The 16,088-nt window shown below is 69.5% G+C and carries 17 protein-coding genes; 5 read left to right on the top strand and 12 right to left on the bottom strand.

Going from position 1 to position 16,088, the window contains the following annotated elements; all coding sequences use genetic code 11:
• The first annotated feature begins 8 nt into the window (after positions 1 to 8).
• Positions 9 to 671 (top strand): sulfur oxidation c-type cytochrome SoxX, encoded by a 663-nt coding sequence (gene soxX, locus EZ313_RS11305; protein ID WP_205960385.1) that lies wholly within the window; start codon positions 9 to 11, stop codon positions 669 to 671.
• Positions 672 to 746: 75 nt separating this feature from the next.
• The gene (gene soxB / locus EZ313_RS11300; RefSeq protein ID WP_135263248.1) at positions 747 to 2,489 is read left to right on the top strand and encodes a thiosulfohydrolase SoxB; all 1,743 of its coding nucleotides are present in this window, start codon (positions 747 to 749) and stop codon (positions 2,487 to 2,489) included.
• A gap of 595 nt (positions 2,490 to 3,084) precedes the next feature.
• Here the strand turns inward: soxB and EZ313_RS11295 are convergent.
• A complete protein-coding gene (locus EZ313_RS11295) occupies positions 3,085 to 3,606 on the bottom strand; it encodes an ankyrin repeat domain-containing protein (RefSeq protein ID WP_135263247.1) in 522 nt (173 codons plus the stop codon).
• Between the two features lie 42 nt (positions 3,607 to 3,648).
• Between EZ313_RS11295 and EZ313_RS11290 the strand changes: the two genes are divergently transcribed.
• A complete protein-coding gene (locus tag EZ313_RS11290) occupies positions 3,649 to 4,122 on the top strand; it encodes a DUF3237 domain-containing protein (protein ID WP_135263246.1) in 474 nt (157 codons plus the stop codon).
• Between the two features lie 49 nt (positions 4,123 to 4,171).
• On the opposite strand, the gene EZ313_RS11285 is transcribed toward EZ313_RS11290, so the two are convergent.
• The 3 genes from EZ313_RS11285 to EZ313_RS11275 are packed head-to-tail and all read right to left on the bottom strand — an operon-like array spanning position 4,172 to position 7,064.
• On the bottom strand, positions 4,172 to 4,351 hold the full coding sequence (locus tag EZ313_RS11285) for a hypothetical protein (RefSeq protein WP_135263245.1): 180 nt from the start codon (positions 4,349 to 4,351) through the stop codon (positions 4,172 to 4,174).
• Positions 4,348 to 5,913, bottom strand: coding sequence for an FAD-dependent monooxygenase (locus tag EZ313_RS11280; protein ID WP_135263244.1), 1,566 nt, complete (start codon positions 5,911 to 5,913; stop codon positions 4,348 to 4,350). Before EZ313_RS11280 ends, EZ313_RS11285 begins: the two co-directional genes overlap by 4 nt.
• A 2-nt stretch (positions 5,914 to 5,915) precedes the next feature.
• Positions 5,916 to 7,064 carry an acyl-CoA dehydrogenase family protein gene (locus EZ313_RS11275; protein ID WP_135263243.1) on the bottom strand — a complete coding sequence of 383 codons (1,149 nt, stop codon included), beginning with the start codon at positions 7,062 to 7,064 and terminating at the stop codon, positions 5,916 to 5,918.
• Positions 7,065 to 7,153: 89 nt separating this feature from the next.
• Here EZ313_RS11275 and EZ313_RS11270 point away from each other — a divergent pair, with 89 nt between their 5' ends.
• A complete protein-coding gene (locus EZ313_RS11270) occupies positions 7,154 to 7,516 on the top strand; it encodes a DsrE family protein (RefSeq protein ID WP_135263242.1) in 363 nt (120 codons plus the stop codon).
• Positions 7,517 to 7,543: 27 nt separating this feature from the next.
• On the opposite strand, the gene EZ313_RS11265 is transcribed toward EZ313_RS11270, so the two are convergent.
• Positions 7,544 to 7,957 carry a DUF192 domain-containing protein gene (locus tag EZ313_RS11265; RefSeq protein WP_135263241.1) on the bottom strand — a complete coding sequence of 138 codons (414 nt, stop codon included), beginning with the start codon at positions 7,955 to 7,957 and terminating at the stop codon, positions 7,544 to 7,546.
• Between the two features lie 98 nt (positions 7,958 to 8,055).
• The gene (locus EZ313_RS11260; RefSeq protein WP_135263240.1) at positions 8,056 to 9,126 is read right to left on the bottom strand and encodes a flavodoxin family protein; all 1,071 of its coding nucleotides are present in this window, start codon (positions 9,124 to 9,126) and stop codon (positions 8,056 to 8,058) included.
• A gap of 233 nt (positions 9,127 to 9,359) precedes the next feature.
• Between EZ313_RS11260 and EZ313_RS11255 the strand changes: the two genes are divergently transcribed.
• The gene (locus tag EZ313_RS11255; protein ID WP_135263239.1) at positions 9,360 to 9,743 is read left to right on the top strand and encodes a response regulator; all 384 of its coding nucleotides are present in this window, start codon (positions 9,360 to 9,362) and stop codon (positions 9,741 to 9,743) included.
• A 21-nt stretch (positions 9,744 to 9,764) separates the two neighbouring features.
• Here the strand turns inward: EZ313_RS11255 and EZ313_RS11250 are convergent, their stop codons facing one another.
• From EZ313_RS11250 to EZ313_RS11225, 6 genes are all read right to left on the bottom strand, one after another.
• The gene (locus tag EZ313_RS11250; protein WP_135263238.1) at positions 9,765 to 10,748 is read right to left on the bottom strand and encodes a Bug family tripartite tricarboxylate transporter substrate binding protein; all 984 of its coding nucleotides are present in this window, start codon (positions 10,746 to 10,748) and stop codon (positions 9,765 to 9,767) included.
• Positions 10,748 to 11,923: a CaiB/BaiF CoA transferase family protein gene (locus EZ313_RS11245; protein ID WP_135263237.1), complete on the bottom strand. Its 1,176-nt coding sequence runs from the start codon at positions 11,921 to 11,923 to the stop codon at positions 10,748 to 10,750. Before EZ313_RS11245 ends, EZ313_RS11250 begins: the two co-directional genes overlap by 1 nt.
• A 62-nt stretch (positions 11,924 to 11,985) precedes the next feature.
• Complete coding sequence (locus EZ313_RS11240; RefSeq protein WP_135263236.1) at positions 11,986 to 12,273, bottom strand: hypothetical protein; 288 nt, start codon at positions 12,271 to 12,273, stop codon at positions 11,986 to 11,988.
• Positions 12,270 to 12,608: a four-helix bundle copper-binding protein gene (locus EZ313_RS11235; RefSeq protein ID WP_135263235.1), complete on the bottom strand. Its 339-nt coding sequence runs from the start codon at positions 12,606 to 12,608 to the stop codon at positions 12,270 to 12,272. Before EZ313_RS11235 ends, EZ313_RS11240 begins: the two co-directional genes overlap by 4 nt.
• Before the next feature lie 26 nt (positions 12,609 to 12,634).
• A complete protein-coding gene (locus EZ313_RS11230) occupies positions 12,635 to 15,037 on the bottom strand; it encodes a xanthine dehydrogenase family protein molybdopterin-binding subunit (protein ID WP_135263234.1) in 2,403 nt (800 codons plus the stop codon).
• Positions 15,034 to 16,083 carry an FAD binding domain-containing protein gene (locus tag EZ313_RS11225; RefSeq protein ID WP_135263233.1) on the bottom strand — a complete coding sequence of 350 codons (1,050 nt, stop codon included), beginning with the start codon at positions 16,081 to 16,083 and terminating at the stop codon, positions 15,034 to 15,036. Before EZ313_RS11225 ends, EZ313_RS11230 begins: the two co-directional genes overlap by 4 nt.
• Positions 16,084 to 16,088: the final 5 nt, after the last annotated feature.

Genomic DNA, 16,088 nt, shown 5'->3' with positions numbered 1-16,088 from the left:
GCATGAAGATGAATCGCAAGATGCTGGCGCTCGGCGCGGCGGTGGTTGGCGTGGCTGCCGTGGGCTGCGCGAGCATGTCGCCGGGACCGTCCACCGCCGAACTCGACAAGCTGACGCAGGAGATGGTGAAGGCCAGCTTCCGCAGCCAGGGCATCGCCAAGGTGGAGCGTGTCACCGACATCGACGAGACGCTGCGCCTGTGCAACGCGGCCGACGTGGCCGGCAAGCAGCTGGATGCGGCCACGGCCAAGCGCCTGGAGGAGGCCAACCTCAAGACCGTGAAGTGGCCCAGCGACGGCAAGTTCCTGGGCGACTGGAAGCAGGGCGAGCAGATCGCGCAGAGCGGCCGCGGCCTCACCTGGACCGACACGGCCAACGCGGCGAACGGCGGCAACTGCTACAACTGCCACCAGATCAGCAAGGAGGAGATCTCCTTCGGCACCATCGGCCCCAGCCTCTACAACTACGGCAAGCTGCGCGGCGTGACCGACCCGAACAGCCCCGCGGCCAAGCCGATCGTGGAATACACCTGGGGGAAGATCTACAACGCGAAGGCCTACAACGCCTGCTCCAACATGCCGCGCGCAGGGCACATGGGCAACCTCACCGAGGCGCAGATCAAGCACGTGATGGCGCTGCTGCTCGATCCGCAGTCGCCGGTGAACAAGTAAAGGGCACCAGCCTGATCGGGGCGGAGGAGCCCTTCCTCCGCCCTTTTCTTTTTCCGCTCCAACCATCGTTTCAGCATGAACCTGAGCAAGCGCGAATTCCTCCAGGTGCTGGCCGCCGCCGGCGTGGCCGGCATGGGCCTGGGGCGCTGGGGCGAAGCCGATGCGGCCACCGCCGCCGACCGGCTCTACGACATCCCCAAGTTCGGCAACGTCTCCTTCCTGCACATCACGGACTGCCACGCGCAGCTGCAGCCCATCTGGTTCCGCGAGCCCAGCGTGAACCTGGGCGTCGGCGCGATGACCGGCCGCCTGCCGCACGTGGTCGGCGAACACCTGCTCAAGGCGGCCAACCTCCCGGCGGGATCGGCGCAGGCGTATGCGTTCACCTGCCAGGACTTCGAGCAGGCGGCGCGGCGCTGGGGCAAGGTGGGCGGCTTCGCGCACCTGGCCACGCTGGTCAAGCGCCTGAAGGCCGGCCGGCCCGGCGCGCTGCTGCTGGACGGCGGCGACACCTGGCAGGGCTCGGCCACCGCGCTGTGGACCAAGGGGCAGGACATGGTCGACGCGGCCAAGCTGCTCGGCGTCGACGTGATGACCGGCCACTGGGAATTCACGCTCGGCATGCAGCGCGTGCAGGAGATCGTCGAGAAGGACTTCGCGGGCCGAATCGAGTTCGTGGCGCAGAACGTCAAGACCGCCGACTTCGGCGACCCGGTGTTCAAGCCCTACGTGATGCGCACGATCAACGGCGTGCCCTGCGCCATCCTGGGCCAGGCGTTCCCCTACACGCCGATCGCGAATCCGCGCTACTTCGTGTCGGACTGGACGTTCGGCATCCGCGACGACGAGATGCAGAAGATGGTCGACGAGACCCGGTCCAAGGGTGCGCAGGTCGTCGTGCTCCTGTCGCACAACGGCATGGACGTGGACCTGAAGATGGCCACGCGCGTGCGCGGCATCGACGCCATCTTCGGCGGCCACACGCACGACGGCATGCCGGTGGCCACCGTGGTGTCCAATTCAGGCGGCAAGACGCTGGTCACCAATGCCGGCTCCAACGGCAAGTTCCTCGGCGTGATGGACTTCGACGTGCGTGGCGGCAAGGTGCAGGACTTCCGCTACAGGCTGCTGCCGGTGCTGTCCAACGCATTGCCGGCCGATCGCGAGATGCAGGCGCTGATTACGAAGGTCCGCGCGCCCTACGAAGCGAAGCTGGGCGAGAAGCTCGCCGTGACGGAGGGAACGCTCTACCGCCGCGGCAACTTCAACGGCACGGGCGACCAGCTGCTGCTGGACGCGCTGATGGACGTCCAGGGCGCGCAGATCGCGTTCTCGCCGGGCTTCCGCTGGGGCACGTCGCTGCTGCCCGGCGAGACGATCACGCGCGAGTGGCTGATGGACATGACGGCCACGACGTATTCGTACGCGACCGTCTCGAACATGAGCGGCGAGATGATCAAGACTGTGCTGGAAGACGTCTGCGACAACCTCTTCAACCCCGACCCTTACTACCAGCAAGGCGGCGACATGGTTCGCGTCGGCGGCCTGCAGTACACCTGCAACCCGCTCGCGCCCATGGGTCAGCGCATCACCGACATGCGCCTGGACGGCCGCGCGATCGAAGCTTCGAAGCAGTACAAGGTGGCCGGTTGGGCGCCCGTCGCGGAAGAAGCGAAGAACGCGCCGGGCGTGCGGCCGGTGTGGGAAGTGGTCGAGGAGTGGCTGCGTTCGAAGCGCGGCGTGGTGCAGGCGAGAAAGGCGAACCTGCCGAAGCTGGCGGGCGTGTTGCCGAATCCGGGTTACGTTGACGCGGGCTAGTCTTCGCTCCCTCTCCCTCTGGGAGAGGGCTGGGGTGAGGGCACGCACCGTTGTCAGTGTTGAAGCGCTGCTTGTTCGGCACCGCGCCCTCGCGGCAGGCGCTGCCTGGCCCGGGCTCATGCTGTGCCGGTCCGGTGCTCGCTTGCAGCTCGCACACGGACGCGCGTTGCCTTCGACGCGGCCCGACCTCCCGCGGTAGAACTCACAGAGAGATCGCCTGCGGCGCTCTCTCTGTTCGGACAGCTCCCGCGAGTCAGAAGTTGAAACGGACTCCGCACCCCGCATTCGCGGGGCGCTCGCGTCGGCCAGGCCGCTGCGGCCCCGCTCGTCCCAGAAATCGCCCGGGCCAGGCACCGCCTGCCGCGTGGAAGCAGTGTGCGGGTGCGAGCAGGAAAGCATTGTCTCTTGCTTAGGCACCGGAGCGCCCCCGGACGGGAGGGAAAGGCAAGCGCTGCGTCTTGCTCCCTCCCCCTCCGGGGGAGGGCTGGGGTGGGGGCACGCCGGAGGCTGCGTCAAGCACTGCTGCTCGATTGCGCCTCCCTGATGCGCCACCCTGCCGCACAACGGACAGCAGTGCGCAAATACGAACTCGAAACTACCCCCGCTCCCGCAACCACTCCGCCGCATCCTCCGCACCCATCTTCTGCGCGGCCTCCCTGGCACTCATGCCCGACGCATCGCGGTGCCGCAGGTCCGCCCCGCGCTCGGCGAGCAGTTCCATCACGTCCACCCGGTTGAACATCGCGGCCATCATCAGCGCGGTGCGGCCATCGTCGCCGGTTCCATCCACCTGCGCACCGCCCTCAAGAAGCACCCGCACCACCTCGACAGCGCCCTTGAACGCCGCGCCGGTGAGCGGCGTCTGCCCGCGGTCGTTGGCCAGTTCGGAATCCGCACCGGCGCGCAGCAACGCGCGGGCGACATCGGCGTGGCCGTGGTACGCGGCAAGCATCAGCAGGCTGTCGCCGTTCTCGTTGCGAAGGTTGGGCGGCAGGCCCTGGTCCAGCAGCGGCTGCAGGGATGCCAGCTCGCCCGTGCGAACCCAGTGGAACACCTGCCGCGCCATGCGCAGCGTGTCCTCGTCCAGCTCAGGCTTGGCAGTCGTCGTCGTGTCCATGGGACTACCATAGACCCGCCCCAACGCATCCGCATGACAGCCATGACGCAATCCGCCGCCGCTGAACCGAAGTTGCATTTCTTTGCGGAACTCGCCGTCCAGGTGGGCGCGCCGATCGAAGTCGGCCGAACGCCGCGCGGGGTGCGCCGCATGATCCCGATCACCGGCGGCCAGGCGCGCGGCGATGGCTGGACAGCGCGCGTGCTGCCAGGCGGCGCGGACTACCAGCTCGTGGTGAGCGACACGTTGGCCGAATTGCAAGCCCACTACGTGCTGGAGACCGACGCCGGCGACTTGCTCTACGTGCGCAACCAGGCCATCCGGCAGGCGTCCGCCGAGGTGACCGCCAGGTTGATCCGGGGCGAACCCGTCGATCCTTCTCAGGTGTATTTCCGCTGCCTGCCCGCGCTGGAAACCGCGTCGCCTTCGCTGCGCTGGGTCAACGAGAGATTGTTCGTCGGCTCGGGAGTACGCAGGCCGCAGCAGGTGGAGATGAAGTTCTTCCTGCTGGACTGAGGGAGAGCCCTCACCCCTGCCCTCTCCCGCGAGCGGGACAGGGAGCAATTCAGTCGCGGCAACGGTCCCGCACCGATTCGATCAGCGGCAGCACCTCCTGAGTCCGCTCGCATCGCACCAGCAGGCCCATGCACAGCATCGCGAGAAATCGCTCGGCCTGCGCCGGCCCGACATCCCCCAGCGCGTGACACAACGCGGTGTAGGCCACGTCCAGTTCCTGTTCGTTCACAGCCGCACTCCCCGCTGATTGAGTTCCGCCCGCGCGGCATCCAGGTCGATGCGATCCCAGCGACCGAACACATAGCCATCGGGCCGCACGACCACCAGTGCATCCGCCGACGCAACGCCATACCGCTCGCGTGCCTGTCCGAGCGCATCGGCCGAGTCCGGCAGTTGCACGAGCGTGAAGCCCGGCACCTGCTCCGCTCGCGCCGCATCGCCCGCCGAGCCGAACACCAATCCCACGAAGCCGCGTCCGAAGCACTGCGTCAGGTGGAACTCCCCCCGCGCACCGCGCACCAGCGCTTCGGGCGCGGGCTTGCCTGGTGCCGCGAGAACGGACGTCCACCGGCCCTGCTCCGGCCCATTCAGCGGCGACCCGGTGTAGGCGATCGGCGCGGATTGCCGGGGATTGATCAGCGGGCGCACGCGCGGCTCGTAGAGCGCGAGCCGCAGCACCGCATCGCGCATCAGCGTGAACGCGAAGTCCGGCGGCGCCATGAATTCGGTGCTCTTGGCGCCGTAGGCCAGGTTCTCGTGAGTCGCCTGCAGCCGCTCGGCGGTGTACGACGCCAGCAGCGAATCGCTCGCGCGGCCTTGCAGCACCGCGGCCAGCTTCCACGCGAGGTTGCCCGCGTCGTCCAGGCCGGAGTTCAGCCCGCGCACGCCGAAGATCGGCACCAGGTGCGCGGCGTCGCCGGCGAACAGCACGCGGCCACTGCGGTAGTCAGGCAGCGTCAGGCACTTGGCGTTGTACATCGACGCCCACAGCATGCGCCACGGCTCGCGCTCGCCGATCATGTCCAGGTGGCTCTGGATCCGCGGCACGATGTTCGCGGGCTCCAGCGCCGCCTGCGCGTCCTCGTCGTCGCCCAGCTGGTAGTCGATGCGCCAGACATCGTCGGGCTGGCGGTGCATCAGCAGCGTGGAGCCGGGATTGGACGGCGGATCGAACCAGGCGAGCCGCTCGACGGGCCGCTGGGTCTTCTGCTCGATGTCCACGATGACGTAGCGGCCCTCGTACTGCGTCCCCTCCAGCGCCAGCCCGAGTCGCTCTCGCACCGTGCTGCGGCCGCCATCGCAGGCGACCAGCCAGGCGCGGATGGTGGCCGCGCCTGCAGGTCCCTCGATGCCGACCTGCACGCCTTCGGCATCCTGCCGGACGCTGGTCACGCGATGCGACCAAGCGACCTGCGCGAGCTTGCGGTCGAGCGCCTCGTCGACGAAACGTTCGACGTAGAACTGCTGGATGTTCACCATCGGCGCGAAGCGCTGGGCCGGCTCGTGCGGCATCTGGAAGTGCAGCACCTCGCGGTCGCGCCAGTAGCTGCGGCCGCCCGTCCAGGGCAGCGACTTGCCGCGCATGGCCTGCTCCGCGCCGGCCCACGCCAGGATCTCGAGCGAGCGGCGCGAGATGCAGATCGCGCGGCTGCCCGAGCAGTACGAGGGATCGGCCTCGATCACCAGCGAAGGCACGCCGTGCCCCGCGAGCAGCGCCGCGCACGTCAGGCCGACAGGGCCGCCGCCGGCGATCAGCACCGGCACGCGGCCGGGAAGCTCCGCATCCGTCATGGCTACATCGCCCTCGCGATCACTTCCTTCATGATCTCGCTCGTGCCGCCGTAGATGCGCTGCACGCGCGCATCGGCGTACATGCGCGCGATCATCGACTCGTTCATGTAGCCGTAGCCGCCCCACAGCTGCAGCAGCTCGTCGAGCACGCGGCACTGCGTCTCCGATCCCCACAGCTTGGCCATCGAAGCGGTGGCCGTGTCCAGCCGGCCCGCGACCAGCTGCTCGACGCAGCGGTCCATGAATGCACGGCCTACCGCGATTTGCGCCGCCACTTCGGCCAGCTTGAAGCGCGTGTTCTGGAAGTTCGCCACCGGCTGCCCGAACGCATGACGCTCGCGCACGTACGACAGCGTCGCCTCGTACGCGCCTTCCATGCAGGCCTGCGCCACCACGCCGATGATCAGCCGCTCGTAAGGCAGGTCGCTCATCAGCTGGTAGAAGCCCTGGCCTTCGCGGCCGCCCAGCAGGTTCTCCGCCGGCACCTTCACGCCGTCGAAGAACAGCTCCGAGGTGTCCTGTGCCTTCATCCCGATCTTGTCGAGCACCCGGCCGACCGAGTAGCCGGGACAGTCACGGGTCTCGACGACCAGGATCGAGGTGCCCTTCGCGCCCTGCGCCGGATCGGTCTTGCAGACCACCAGCACCACGCCCGCCAGGAAGCCGTTGGTGATGAAGGTCTTGCTGCCGCTGAGCACGAAGTGGCCGTCGCGCCGCTCGGCGCGAGTGCGCACGCCCTGCAGGTCGGAGCCGGCGCCGGGCTCGGTCATCGCGATCGCGCCGACGAGCTCGCCGCGCGCCATCAGCGGCAGGTAGTGCTGCTTCTGCTCTTGCGTGCCATGGTTGAGGAAGTAGTGCGCCACGATGGCATGCACCGACGTGCTCATGCCCGACAGGCCGCGGCGCGCCATCTCCTCGTAGAACACCGCCTCGTGCCGGAAGTCGCCTCCGGCGCCGCCCCACTCCTGCGGGATGTCGGCGCACAGGAAGCCGAGTTCGCCCGCACGCCGCCACAGTTCGTGGCCGACATGGCCCCGGCGGCGCGCCGCCTCGTCCTGAGGGGCCATCTCGTTCTCGATGAAGCGCGCCACCGACGCGCGGTACGCCTGCAGGTCGGTGTCTTCCCAGGTCCGTTGGAAGGTGATCGGCATGCCCGCCTCCTTGCCGGGCATTGTCCCCGATGCAACGCCGCACGGACGGCACTACGATGCGCGCCCCATCCCTCGTGAAGGAGCGCCGCATGGCCAAGATCCTGGTCCACCTCACCCACGGTCCCGAACAGCCCACGCGAGCCGCGCTGGCCTTCTTCGTCGCGCGCGCCGCGATCGAGGAAGGCCACCAGGCCAGCCTGTTCCTGGCCGGCGACGCCGTCCAGCTGCTGCGCGATGCGGTGCTGGACTCGCTCACCGGCCTCGGCACTGGCAGCCTGCGCGAACACTTCGATGCGCTGGTGGCCGGTGGCGCTCGCTTCTACGTGTCGGGCCTGTCGTCGAAGTCGCGTGGCCTGCCGCAGTCGGACCTCGCCGGCAAGCCGGCGGAGTACGCGACGCCGCAGCAGCTCGTGCGGCTGTCGCTCGAACACGACCGCATGTTCACGTACTGAACGCGACGGCGGCGTGATCCGCGACGATCAGTGCGCTTCGGCGCCGCTGCCGCCGAGTTCAGCGGGCGCAGCGGCCAGGAAGACCGGCCCCACGACCTGATGCCCGGCGCCGATGCCGCGCTCGGCGAACCAGCCCTGCGGCACCTCCAGCACGTAGCGCACCTCGTGCTCGCAGCTGTGAGACTCGAGCGAGTGCGGCTCCATGTCCGCCATGTGCAGGATGGTGCCGTCCTCGTCGAGGAAGGCGATCGACAACGCCACCGGCGTGTCCTTCATCCAGAAGCGCTGCACCGCGCATTCGTCGCAGACGAACAGCATGCCTTCGTTGGCCCCCAGTTCGGCCCGGTGCATCAGTCCCAGCGCTCGCTGCTCGGCCGTGCGAGCGACGTAGGTGTCCAGTTCGTGGTCGTCGATCGTGAGCTTGCAGCGGACAAGGTTCATGGCGTCTGTGGAGGGTGGCGCCGCGCCGATTCTGGGGCGGCGGCCCGCCTGCCGCTGAGCGGCCAGGGCGCATCCGCGTGTAGGAGCCGCGCGGCGGCTCACTTCGGCCGCGGCCGCGACAGCCTCGCATCGGGCTGGCGCAGGCGCCCGGCGCGCAGGTCCTTCACCGCGGTCACGAGCGCATGGGCGGCATTGCGCACCTCGGTCTGCACCTCGGTATCGGCATCCAGCGCGTCGTGGCTGCTTGCGTAGGGCTCGTAGTACCCGATGAAGCGATCCAGCCGCGCCTGCGCGCCCGCATCCACCAGGCCCATCCAGTCGAGCCAGTCGCACAGCGCGCGCCGCACCGCCTCCACGCCGCCGACATCGCCGTGCACCACCACGCCATACGCACGGCCGGCCAGGTGCTTGGGATAGTCCCAGCCCTTCAGCTCCAGCGCCTTGGCTTCTTCCGGCTTCTTGCCGTGCGTGCTGGTCGGGTCGGGATTGCCGCCGTCGGCGCAGACCAGGCGGTCCATCATCAGCTTGAGCGGACTGGCGGCCTGGTACCAGTACACCGGTGTCAGCACCAGCACGCCATGTGCGCTCACCCAGCGCTCGTAGATCTCGTTCATCCAGTCGCCGGTCTGCCGCTCCGCGTGGTTGGGGTAGCAGCTGCACGGCCAGTGGCACAAGGGCATCGCGGTGGCGACGCATCCCTTGCAGGGATGGATGTGGCGGTCGTATTCCGATGTGAGCAGGCTCAGGTCCAGCACGTCGCATTCCATGCCCGCCTGCTCGACCACCTCGCGCGCGAGTTGCGTGAGGCGCCAGGTCTTCGACATCTCGCCGGGGCAGGTGCCGTCGTTGCGCGAGGAGCCGCACACCAGCAGCACGCGTGAAGCCGTGGCGCGCTCGCCCCAGCGTCGTTGCGCCTCGATCAGGCGGTCGCGCGTGGCGCGCCACTCCACCGAGAGCTCATAGGTGGGATCGGCAAAGCCCGGCCCGGCGGGCGCGGTGACGGGCGCCTTGCGTCCCTGCCTGTACGCGTCCCAGGCGATCGCCTCCAGCCGTTCGATGGCCGCGGATTCGGCCTGGTACGCGGGATCGAAGAAAGCCTGCAGGAAGCGTTCGCGGAACTGCGCGCGGGGCAGCTTGGGCCCTGCCTGGCCTTTGCGCACGGTGGTCATGCGAAGGCAGTTTAGGAACGCGAGCCGCCGCGTGCCACTGGATGCGAATGCACCCATGCTTGGGCTGCCGTTCGGATGTTGCATTGATGAGTAGGCCCCGGACTACAGACGAGCCAAAGGTGCCCGCCCATAATGCCGCCTCGCCGCAGGGGCTGAGGCCGGCTGCAATCAGAAAGAATGCCCGGCCGGGCGGCATGGCCGCCGCCCGCAGCCCCTGAGAAGGAGTCGCCCGCGTGAGTATCCGCGTCCTGCTGGTCGAAGACATCAAGGCCACCCACCAGCTGATCACCGAACTGCTCGACTTCGTCGGCGGCTTCGAGGTGGTCGGCACCTGCACCACCGAATCGTGCGCCCTGCAGTGGCTGCACGATCATCCGGGCCAGGCCGACCTGGTCATCCTGGACCTGATGCTGCGCGAAGGCTCCGGCTTCTCCGTGCTGGCCGGCGTCGCGCGCGAACAGGCCGCGCACGCGGTGGTGTTCAGCGACTTCGCGTCGCCCGCGGTCGCACGCAAGTGCCGCGGCCTGGGCGCGCTGGACGCGATCTCCAAGTCCGACTACCGCCGGCTGCGCGTCTTCCTCGAGAAGTACCGCGGCGAGATGGCCGAGGCCGGCTGAAGCGGCCCGCCGCGCGGCGCATCACTGCGGCTCGATCTTCGCGTCGCGGATCGCCTTGGCCCACTTGGCCGTCTCGGTGCGCGTGCGCTGCGCCAGCGCTTCCGGCGTCCCCGGCTCAGGCACGAAACCGATCGCGGCGAACTTCTCCGTGATTTCCTTGCTCTGCGCCGCCGCGTTCACGGCTTCGTTGAGCTTGCGGATGATCTCGGGCGGCGTGCCCGCCGGCGCGAACGCGGCGAAGTACGCGATGAGTTCGTAGTCCTTCAGCCCGAGCGCCTCGTTCACCGTCGGCAAGTTGGGCACGGCAGGCGAACGCTTGGCGGAAGTGACCGCCAGGCCGCGCACCTTGCCCGCGTTCACCTGCGGCAGCATCACCGCGAAGTCGGCGGTGAACATCATCACCTGCCCGCCGATCAGGTCCGTCATCGCGGCAGGCCCGCTCTTGTACGGGATGTTGTTCATCTGCACGCCCGCCATGCTGGCCAGCATCTCGGTGGACACCAGCTGCGACGTGCTCGCGCTCGCGAAGGTGACGTGGCCGGGTTTGCTCTTGGCGAGGTCGACCAGCTCGCGCAGGGTGCGCGCGGGCACGTCGTTGTTCACCGCCACGATCAGCGGCACCTGGCCCATGTAGGCCACCGGCGCGAACGCGGTGTCCTGGTCGTAGGGCAGCTTCTTCATCAGGCTCTTGAGCGCGGCGTTCGTGCTGTTGGTGCCGATCAGGAGCGTGTAGCCGTCCGGCGTGGCCTTCGCGACCTCCGCGGCGCCCAGCATGCCGTTGACGCCGGGCTTGTTGTCCACCACCAGCGGTTGCCCGAGCGACTCCTGCATCTTCTGGGTGAAGGCGCGGGCGATCTGGTCGGTGGCGCTGCCCGGCGCGAAGGGCACGACCACGCGGATCGGCTTGTTCGGATAGTTCGCCGACGACGTGCCTTGCGCGAAGGACGTCGTCGCGGCGAGAAGGGTGGCCGCCAGCAGGGCGCGCCTGTGAAGCTTGGTTCGCATCAGGGAGTCTCCTTCGTCGTTGTGGAAGTTCGGTGGGTCGCCGCAAGCGGTGGCAGTCCGTACTGTGCGTTGTGCTCGCCCAGGTGCGGAGCGGCGGTTTCGAGCGCGGGACGTTGTCCGTCGACGGTGAACGGCAGCGCGGTCAGGCGCATGGCCTCGTCCGGCAGCTGCTGAAGGATGCCGAGCGCTTCGACCTGCGGATGCGCCACGGCTTCGGGCAGCGAATGGATCGGCGCGCAGGGGACGCCGGCGCGCTCGAGCCGGTCCAGCCATTCGGCGCGCGCGCGGGCCTGCAGCAGCGGCACGAGTTCGGCGAACAGCTCGGCCTTGTTCGCGAGCCGGGCACGGTTGGTCGCGAAGCGCTCGTCCCCCGTCCACTGCGGGCGGCCCAGCTCCTGCGCGAGCTTGGCGAACAGCCGGTCGTTGCCGCAGCAGATGAGCAGCGGTGCGTCGGAGGCGTCGAAGGCCTCGTAGGGCACGAAGCCCGGATGGCCCGAGCGGTGCCGGTCCGGCTGCCGCCCTTCGTTCACCAGCGCGTCGACCTTCTGCGCGTTCCAGCCCATCGCGGCTTCCAGCAGCGAGGTGGCGACGATCCCGCCGCGGCCGGTGTGCTGGCGACGCTGCAGCAGCGCGAGCGCGCCGATCACGGCCCACATGCCGCTGCCCTGGTCGCACAACGATGCACCGGCACGCATCGGCGGATCATCCGGTCCGCCGTTGATCGCGGAGACGCCGCCGAAGGCCTGCACCAGCGGCTCGTAACCCGGTCGCATGCGCATCGGGCCGACGGCTCCGAACGCGGAGATCTCGCAGTACACCAGCCGCGGATGCCGCTCGCAGACGGAAGGGCCGGCTATGCCCAGCGCCTGCGTGACGCCCGGGCGCAGGTTGTGGACGAGCACGTCGGCACCGGCGAGCAGCCGCTCCAGTGCTTCACGCCCTTCGTTCGTCTTGAGGTCCAGTGCGACGGATTGCTTGCCGCGATTGAAGACCTGGAAGATGAGCGAGTCGCCTTGGCGGAACGCCTGACCCATCCGGCGCGCGTCGTCGCCGCCGTCGGTGCGCTCGATCTTGATCACCTCCGCACCGAGGTCGGCAAAGATCGCGCCGGCGAACGGGGCGGCGAGAACCTGGCCGAGTTCGACGACGCGCAGGCCGCGGAGGACGGGTTGCATGCGGGGCAGTCTAGCGTTTTGCGTTGCCGATCGCGCCAGAATGAACAGCCCGGCGCCAGCCTTCAGCCGTCTCCCTGCGGCCCACTCGGCCGCCCCAGCGGAATCGCTGGATCGATCCGGCGCTTGTAGTGCGCGTAATCCTTCCCCGGATCCGCCACGCCTGCCTGCCCGACCGACTCCGCCAGCTCCGACTGGATCGCGACATGGCTGATCGCCTCTCCATCGCGTCGCCGCCCGCGCAGCGTCTCGGCGAACTTCAGCGCCTCGCCGAGCTGGTCCGGCGCGAACGATGCATGCCGCGCGGCGGGCGCGCCCAAGGGATCCTGTTCCAGCCAGAAGACGACGATCACGCGGCCATTGTCTCGCAGGCCTGGGCGCAGCGGCGGCAGGCTTCGGCGCATTGCTGGCAGTGGTCCCTGTCGTGCCGGCCGCACTCCTGCGCGCACGCGCGGCAGGCCTGTGCGCAGACGCGGCAGAGGGCGGGGGCGAATTCGCTGTCGCCGGCCATCAGCGCGACCGCGACCGAGCACAGCTCCGCGCAGTCCATGTCCAGCGCGACGCAACGCGCCAGCGTCCTGACGTCGGGCTCCTGCAGGCAGGAGGCGGCGCAATGCTGGCAGGCGACGACGCAGGCGTTGCAGGCGGCGATGCAATCGAGATACCGGTTCAGGGGATCCTTGGACATGGTTTGCTCCCGGAGGAAGGAACGGATCAGTGCTGCCGCATGAACGTGTCGGCTGCAGCGTCGCTTTCTTCGCGTGCGACGACTGCGCCGCGCATGGCGGCCTGCTGCAGCCCGACGGCGCTGTCGCCGGCGGCCCAGCCGTCGCCCGGCGCCATCACCTTGTCGGGCGTCATCGGCGTGGTCCGCAGGCGCCGGCCGGTCGCGTGGAAGATCGCATTCGAGATCGCAGCGGCCACGCCGAGGATGCCGATCTCGCCCACGCCCTTGGCGCCGATGCGGCTGACGACACGGTCGTCCTCGCGCACGAACAGCACGTCGATGTCGTGCACGTCGGCATTCACCGCGACGTGGTACTCCGACAGGTTGTGGTTCATGAAGCGGCCGAGGCGGTGGTCGGTGTGCGTCTCCTCGTGCAGCGCCTGGCCGATGCCCCACACCACCCCGCCGATCACCTGGCTGCGCGCGGCCTTCGCGTTGACGATGCGGCCGGCCGCGACGGCGCTCACCACGCGCGTCACGCGCACTGTGCCGAAGTCCTCGTCCACCCGCACTTCGCAGAACACGGCCGAATGCGTGGCGCTCGCGTGCCGGCCCTGGGTCTTCCCGTCGGGCCTGAGCTCGAATCGCGCCTGCACCGGCTGGCCGCCACTCCACGCGAGCAACTCGGTGATGGCGACTGCCCCATCGCCTTCGCGGGCGGCGCTGCCGTCCGCCTGGCGCCAGCGCATCTGTCCATCGGCAAATGCGACCTCGGCCGAGCGGTTGCTGCGCCGGAACGGTGAGCCCTGCATCGTGCGCGCCATGCTCCACAGCTTGCGCCGCAGCTCATCGCACACGCCGGCCACGGCGGACCCGAGGGTGGCCAGGTGCGAGGAGCCACCTTCCAGCGGCGCGTTCGGCAGGCTCGAGTCGCCCAGCCGGAACGTCACCTGTTCGAGCGGCAGGCCCATGGCTTCCGCGGCCACCACGCACAGTGCCGTGTAGGTGCCGGTGCCGATGTCGCTCGCCGCGCTGCACAGCTCCAGCCGGCCATCGGGTTGCAGCGTGGCGCTCACCTGCGCCGATTGCTGGCTGGCCTCCCAGATGCCGGTGGCCATGCCCCAGCCGACCAGCTCGCTGCCTTCGCGCAGCGAGCGCGGCCTGGGATCGCGCCGGCTCCAGCCGAAGCGCTCCGCGCCCTGCTCGTAGCAGGCACGCAGTTGCTTGCTGGAGAACGGACGGCCCGACGCGGGATCGCGTTCGGCGTAGTTCTTCAGCCGCAGCGCCAGCGGGTCCATGCCGACCGCGTACGCGAGTTCGTCCATCGCGACCTCGAGGGCGAACGAGCCGTGCGTGGCGCCCGGCGCGCGCATGTCCAGCGGCGTGTAGCGGTCCAGGTCCACCAGCCGGTGCGACAGCCGGATGTTCCCGCAGCGGTACAGCCGGCCCGACCAGTCGACCACGCGCTCGCTGAAGTCCTCGAAGCGGGAGGTCTCCTCGACCGCTTCATGGACGATGGCGCGCAGCTTGCCGTCGCTGTCGGCGCCGAGCTTCACGCGCTGCCAGGCCTCGGGCCGGTGCCCGAAGGTGAACATCTGCTGCCGAGTGAGCACCACCCGCACGGGCTGCTTCAGGTGCAGCGCCGCCATCACGGCAAGGAGCAGCTGGTACTGCGGCCGCAGGCCCGAGCCGAAGGCGCCGCCCACGAACGGGTTGCGCACCACCACCTGCTCCGGCTTGAGTCCGAACACCTTGCAGATCACATCCCGGCTGTTGATCGGCCCCTGCGTCTTGTCGTAGACCACCAGGCCACCGTCGGCGTCGAACAGCACGGTGCTGGCGTGCATCTCCAGCGGGTTGTGGTGCTCCACGCCGTTGTGGAACTGCACGTCGACTTTCACCGGCGAGGACTCGAACGCGGTGTCGCCGTCACCCACCGGACCGGGCGGGCCTTCGTCACCGGCCGCCTCGTGCGCATCGCGCAGGTTCTCCAGCAGGTGGGTGTCGTGCAGGCTGGTGCGGCAGCTCGCGCGCACCAGCGAGGCGGCGTAGCGCGCGGCCTCGAAGGTCTGCGCCACCACCAGCGCGATGGGCTGGCCGCTGAAGAACACCTCGTCCCCCAGAAGCGGCTTGAAGGGCGATCCCGGGGGCGAGTCCTCGTCGCGGTAGCAAGCGTCGCGGCGCGCAATGGCCGGGCGGCGCCCGTGCCACAGCACATCGACCACGCCCGGCACCGCGAGCGCCTCGTCCAGGTTCAGCGAGAGGATCCGGCCGCGCGCGACGCCGGCATTCACGACCACGCCGAACAGCATGTCGGGCGTAACGTGTTCGGCCGCATAGCGCGCCTGCCCCGTGACCTTGGCACGGCCGTCGATGCGGTCGACCTCGTCGCCGATCTTCACCGGCCCGGTGCCGCCCTCGGCGACCGGGATCACGTCCTGCCCGCTCATGGCCTGTCCTCGCCGGTGTCGCGAACGCTGCCGCGGACTGCGTTCTCCAGCGCGCGCACGACCGCCCGCCGGGCCAGCGGGATCTTGAACGCGTTGTGTCCGGGACCGGACCCCTGCGGCCGGGCGCCGTCCAGCAATCGCGCCGCAGCCTGCTCGAACAGATCACGGCCGGGCGCCTGGCCGGTCAGCAGTTCTTCCGCTTCGCGGCGCCGCCAGGGTTTGTGCGCCACGCTGCCGAGCGCGATGCGCGCGCTGCGGATCCGGCCGTCTGCGCCGAGGTCCAGCGCCGCCGCCACCGACACCAGCGCGAAAGCGAACGACGAGCGCTCGCGGATCTTGAGGTACGCCGAGTGCGCCGCGTACTGCGCGGCCGGTGGCAGGTCGATGTGCAGGACCAGCTCGTCCTCTTCCAGCGTGGTGTCCTGCTGCGGGCGGTCACCGGGAAGCCGGTGGAAGTCCCCGATCGGGATGGCGCGATCGCCGCGCGGCGATCTGACGTGCACGACGGCTTCGAGCGCGGCCAGTGCGACGGCCATGTCCGACGGATGCGTCGCTATGCAGTGCTCGCTCGCGCCCAGGATGGCGTGCTGCCGCGCCAGCTGCCCGATGGCCGAGCAGCCGCTGCCCGGCGCGCGCTTGTTGCATGGCACGAGCGAGTCGTAGAAGTAGTAGCAGCGCGTGCGCTGCAGCAGGTTGCCGCCGTTGCTGGCCATGTTGCGCACCTGCGGCGAAGCGCCCGACAGGATGGCCGAGGACAGCAGCGGATAGCGCTCGTGCACCAGCGGATGCCGCGCGGTGTGCGCGTTGCGGGCCAGCGCGCCCAGCCGCAGGCCGCCGTCCGGCAGCGGCTCGATGCCAGACCAGCGCGCCAGGCCGTTGATGTCCACCAGCCGGTGGGGCCGCAGCACGTTTTCCTTCATCAGGTCCAGCAGGTTGGTGCCGCCAGCGACAAACCGCGCGCTGTCCGCGCCGGGGAACCGCGCCGGCTCGACCAGGCCGATCGCTTCGTCGGGGTCGCACGCGCGCACGTAGCTGAAGTCGTTCATCGCCG

Origin of the sequence: Ramlibacter henchirensis (assembly GCF_004682015.1) — a bacterium.
Taxonomy (GTDB): Bacteria; Pseudomonadota; Gammaproteobacteria; order Burkholderiales; family Burkholderiaceae_C; genus Ramlibacter; species Ramlibacter henchirensis.
The sequence above is the reverse complement of the archived record's forward strand: the minus strand, read 5'-3'. Positions and strand labels throughout refer to the sequence as shown.

What these genes read in the sequence shown, in the direction of transcription:
- soxX (WP_205960385.1), top strand. Translation starts at nt 9, where the DNA reads ATGAATCGCAAGATGCTGGCGCTCGGCGCGGCGGTGGTTGGCGTGGCT.
- soxB (WP_135263248.1), top strand. Translation starts at nt 747, where the DNA reads ATGAACCTGAGCAAGCGCGAATTCCTCCAGGTGCTGGCCGCCGCCGGC.
- EZ313_RS11295 (WP_135263247.1), bottom strand. Translation starts at nt 3,606, where the DNA reads ATGGACACGACGACGACTGCCAAGCCTGAGCTGGACGAGGACACGCTG.
- EZ313_RS11290 (WP_135263246.1), top strand. Translation starts at nt 3,649, where the DNA reads ATGACGCAATCCGCCGCCGCTGAACCGAAGTTGCATTTCTTTGCGGAA.
- EZ313_RS11280 (WP_135263244.1), bottom strand. Translation starts at nt 5,913, where the DNA reads ATGACGGATGCGGAGCTTCCCGGCCGCGTGCCGGTGCTGATCGCCGGC.
- EZ313_RS11275 (WP_135263243.1), bottom strand. Translation starts at nt 7,064, where the DNA reads ATGCCGATCACCTTCCAACGGACCTGGGAAGACACCGACCTGCAGGCG.
- EZ313_RS11270 (WP_135263242.1), top strand. Translation starts at nt 7,154, where the DNA reads ATGGCCAAGATCCTGGTCCACCTCACCCACGGTCCCGAACAGCCCACG.
- EZ313_RS11265 (WP_135263241.1), bottom strand. Translation starts at nt 7,957, where the DNA reads ATGAACCTTGTCCGCTGCAAGCTCACGATCGACGACCACGAACTGGAC.
- EZ313_RS11260 (WP_135263240.1), bottom strand. Translation starts at nt 9,126, where the DNA reads ATGACCACCGTGCGCAAAGGCCAGGCAGGGCCCAAGCTGCCCCGCGCG.
- EZ313_RS11250 (WP_135263238.1), bottom strand. Translation starts at nt 10,748, where the DNA reads ATGCGAACCAAGCTTCACAGGCGCGCCCTGCTGGCGGCCACCCTTCTC.
- EZ313_RS11245 (WP_135263237.1), bottom strand. Translation starts at nt 11,923, where the DNA reads ATGCAACCCGTCCTCCGCGGCCTGCGCGTCGTCGAACTCGGCCAGGTT.
- EZ313_RS11235 (WP_135263235.1), bottom strand. Translation starts at nt 12,608, where the DNA reads ATGTCCAAGGATCCCCTGAACCGGTATCTCGATTGCATCGCCGCCTGC.
- EZ313_RS11230 (WP_135263234.1), bottom strand. Translation starts at nt 15,037, where the DNA reads ATGAGCGGGCAGGACGTGATCCCGGTCGCCGAGGGCGGCACCGGGCCG.
- EZ313_RS11225 (WP_135263233.1), bottom strand. Translation starts at nt 16,083, where the DNA reads ATGAACGACTTCAGCTACGTGCGCGCGTGCGACCCCGACGAAGCGATC.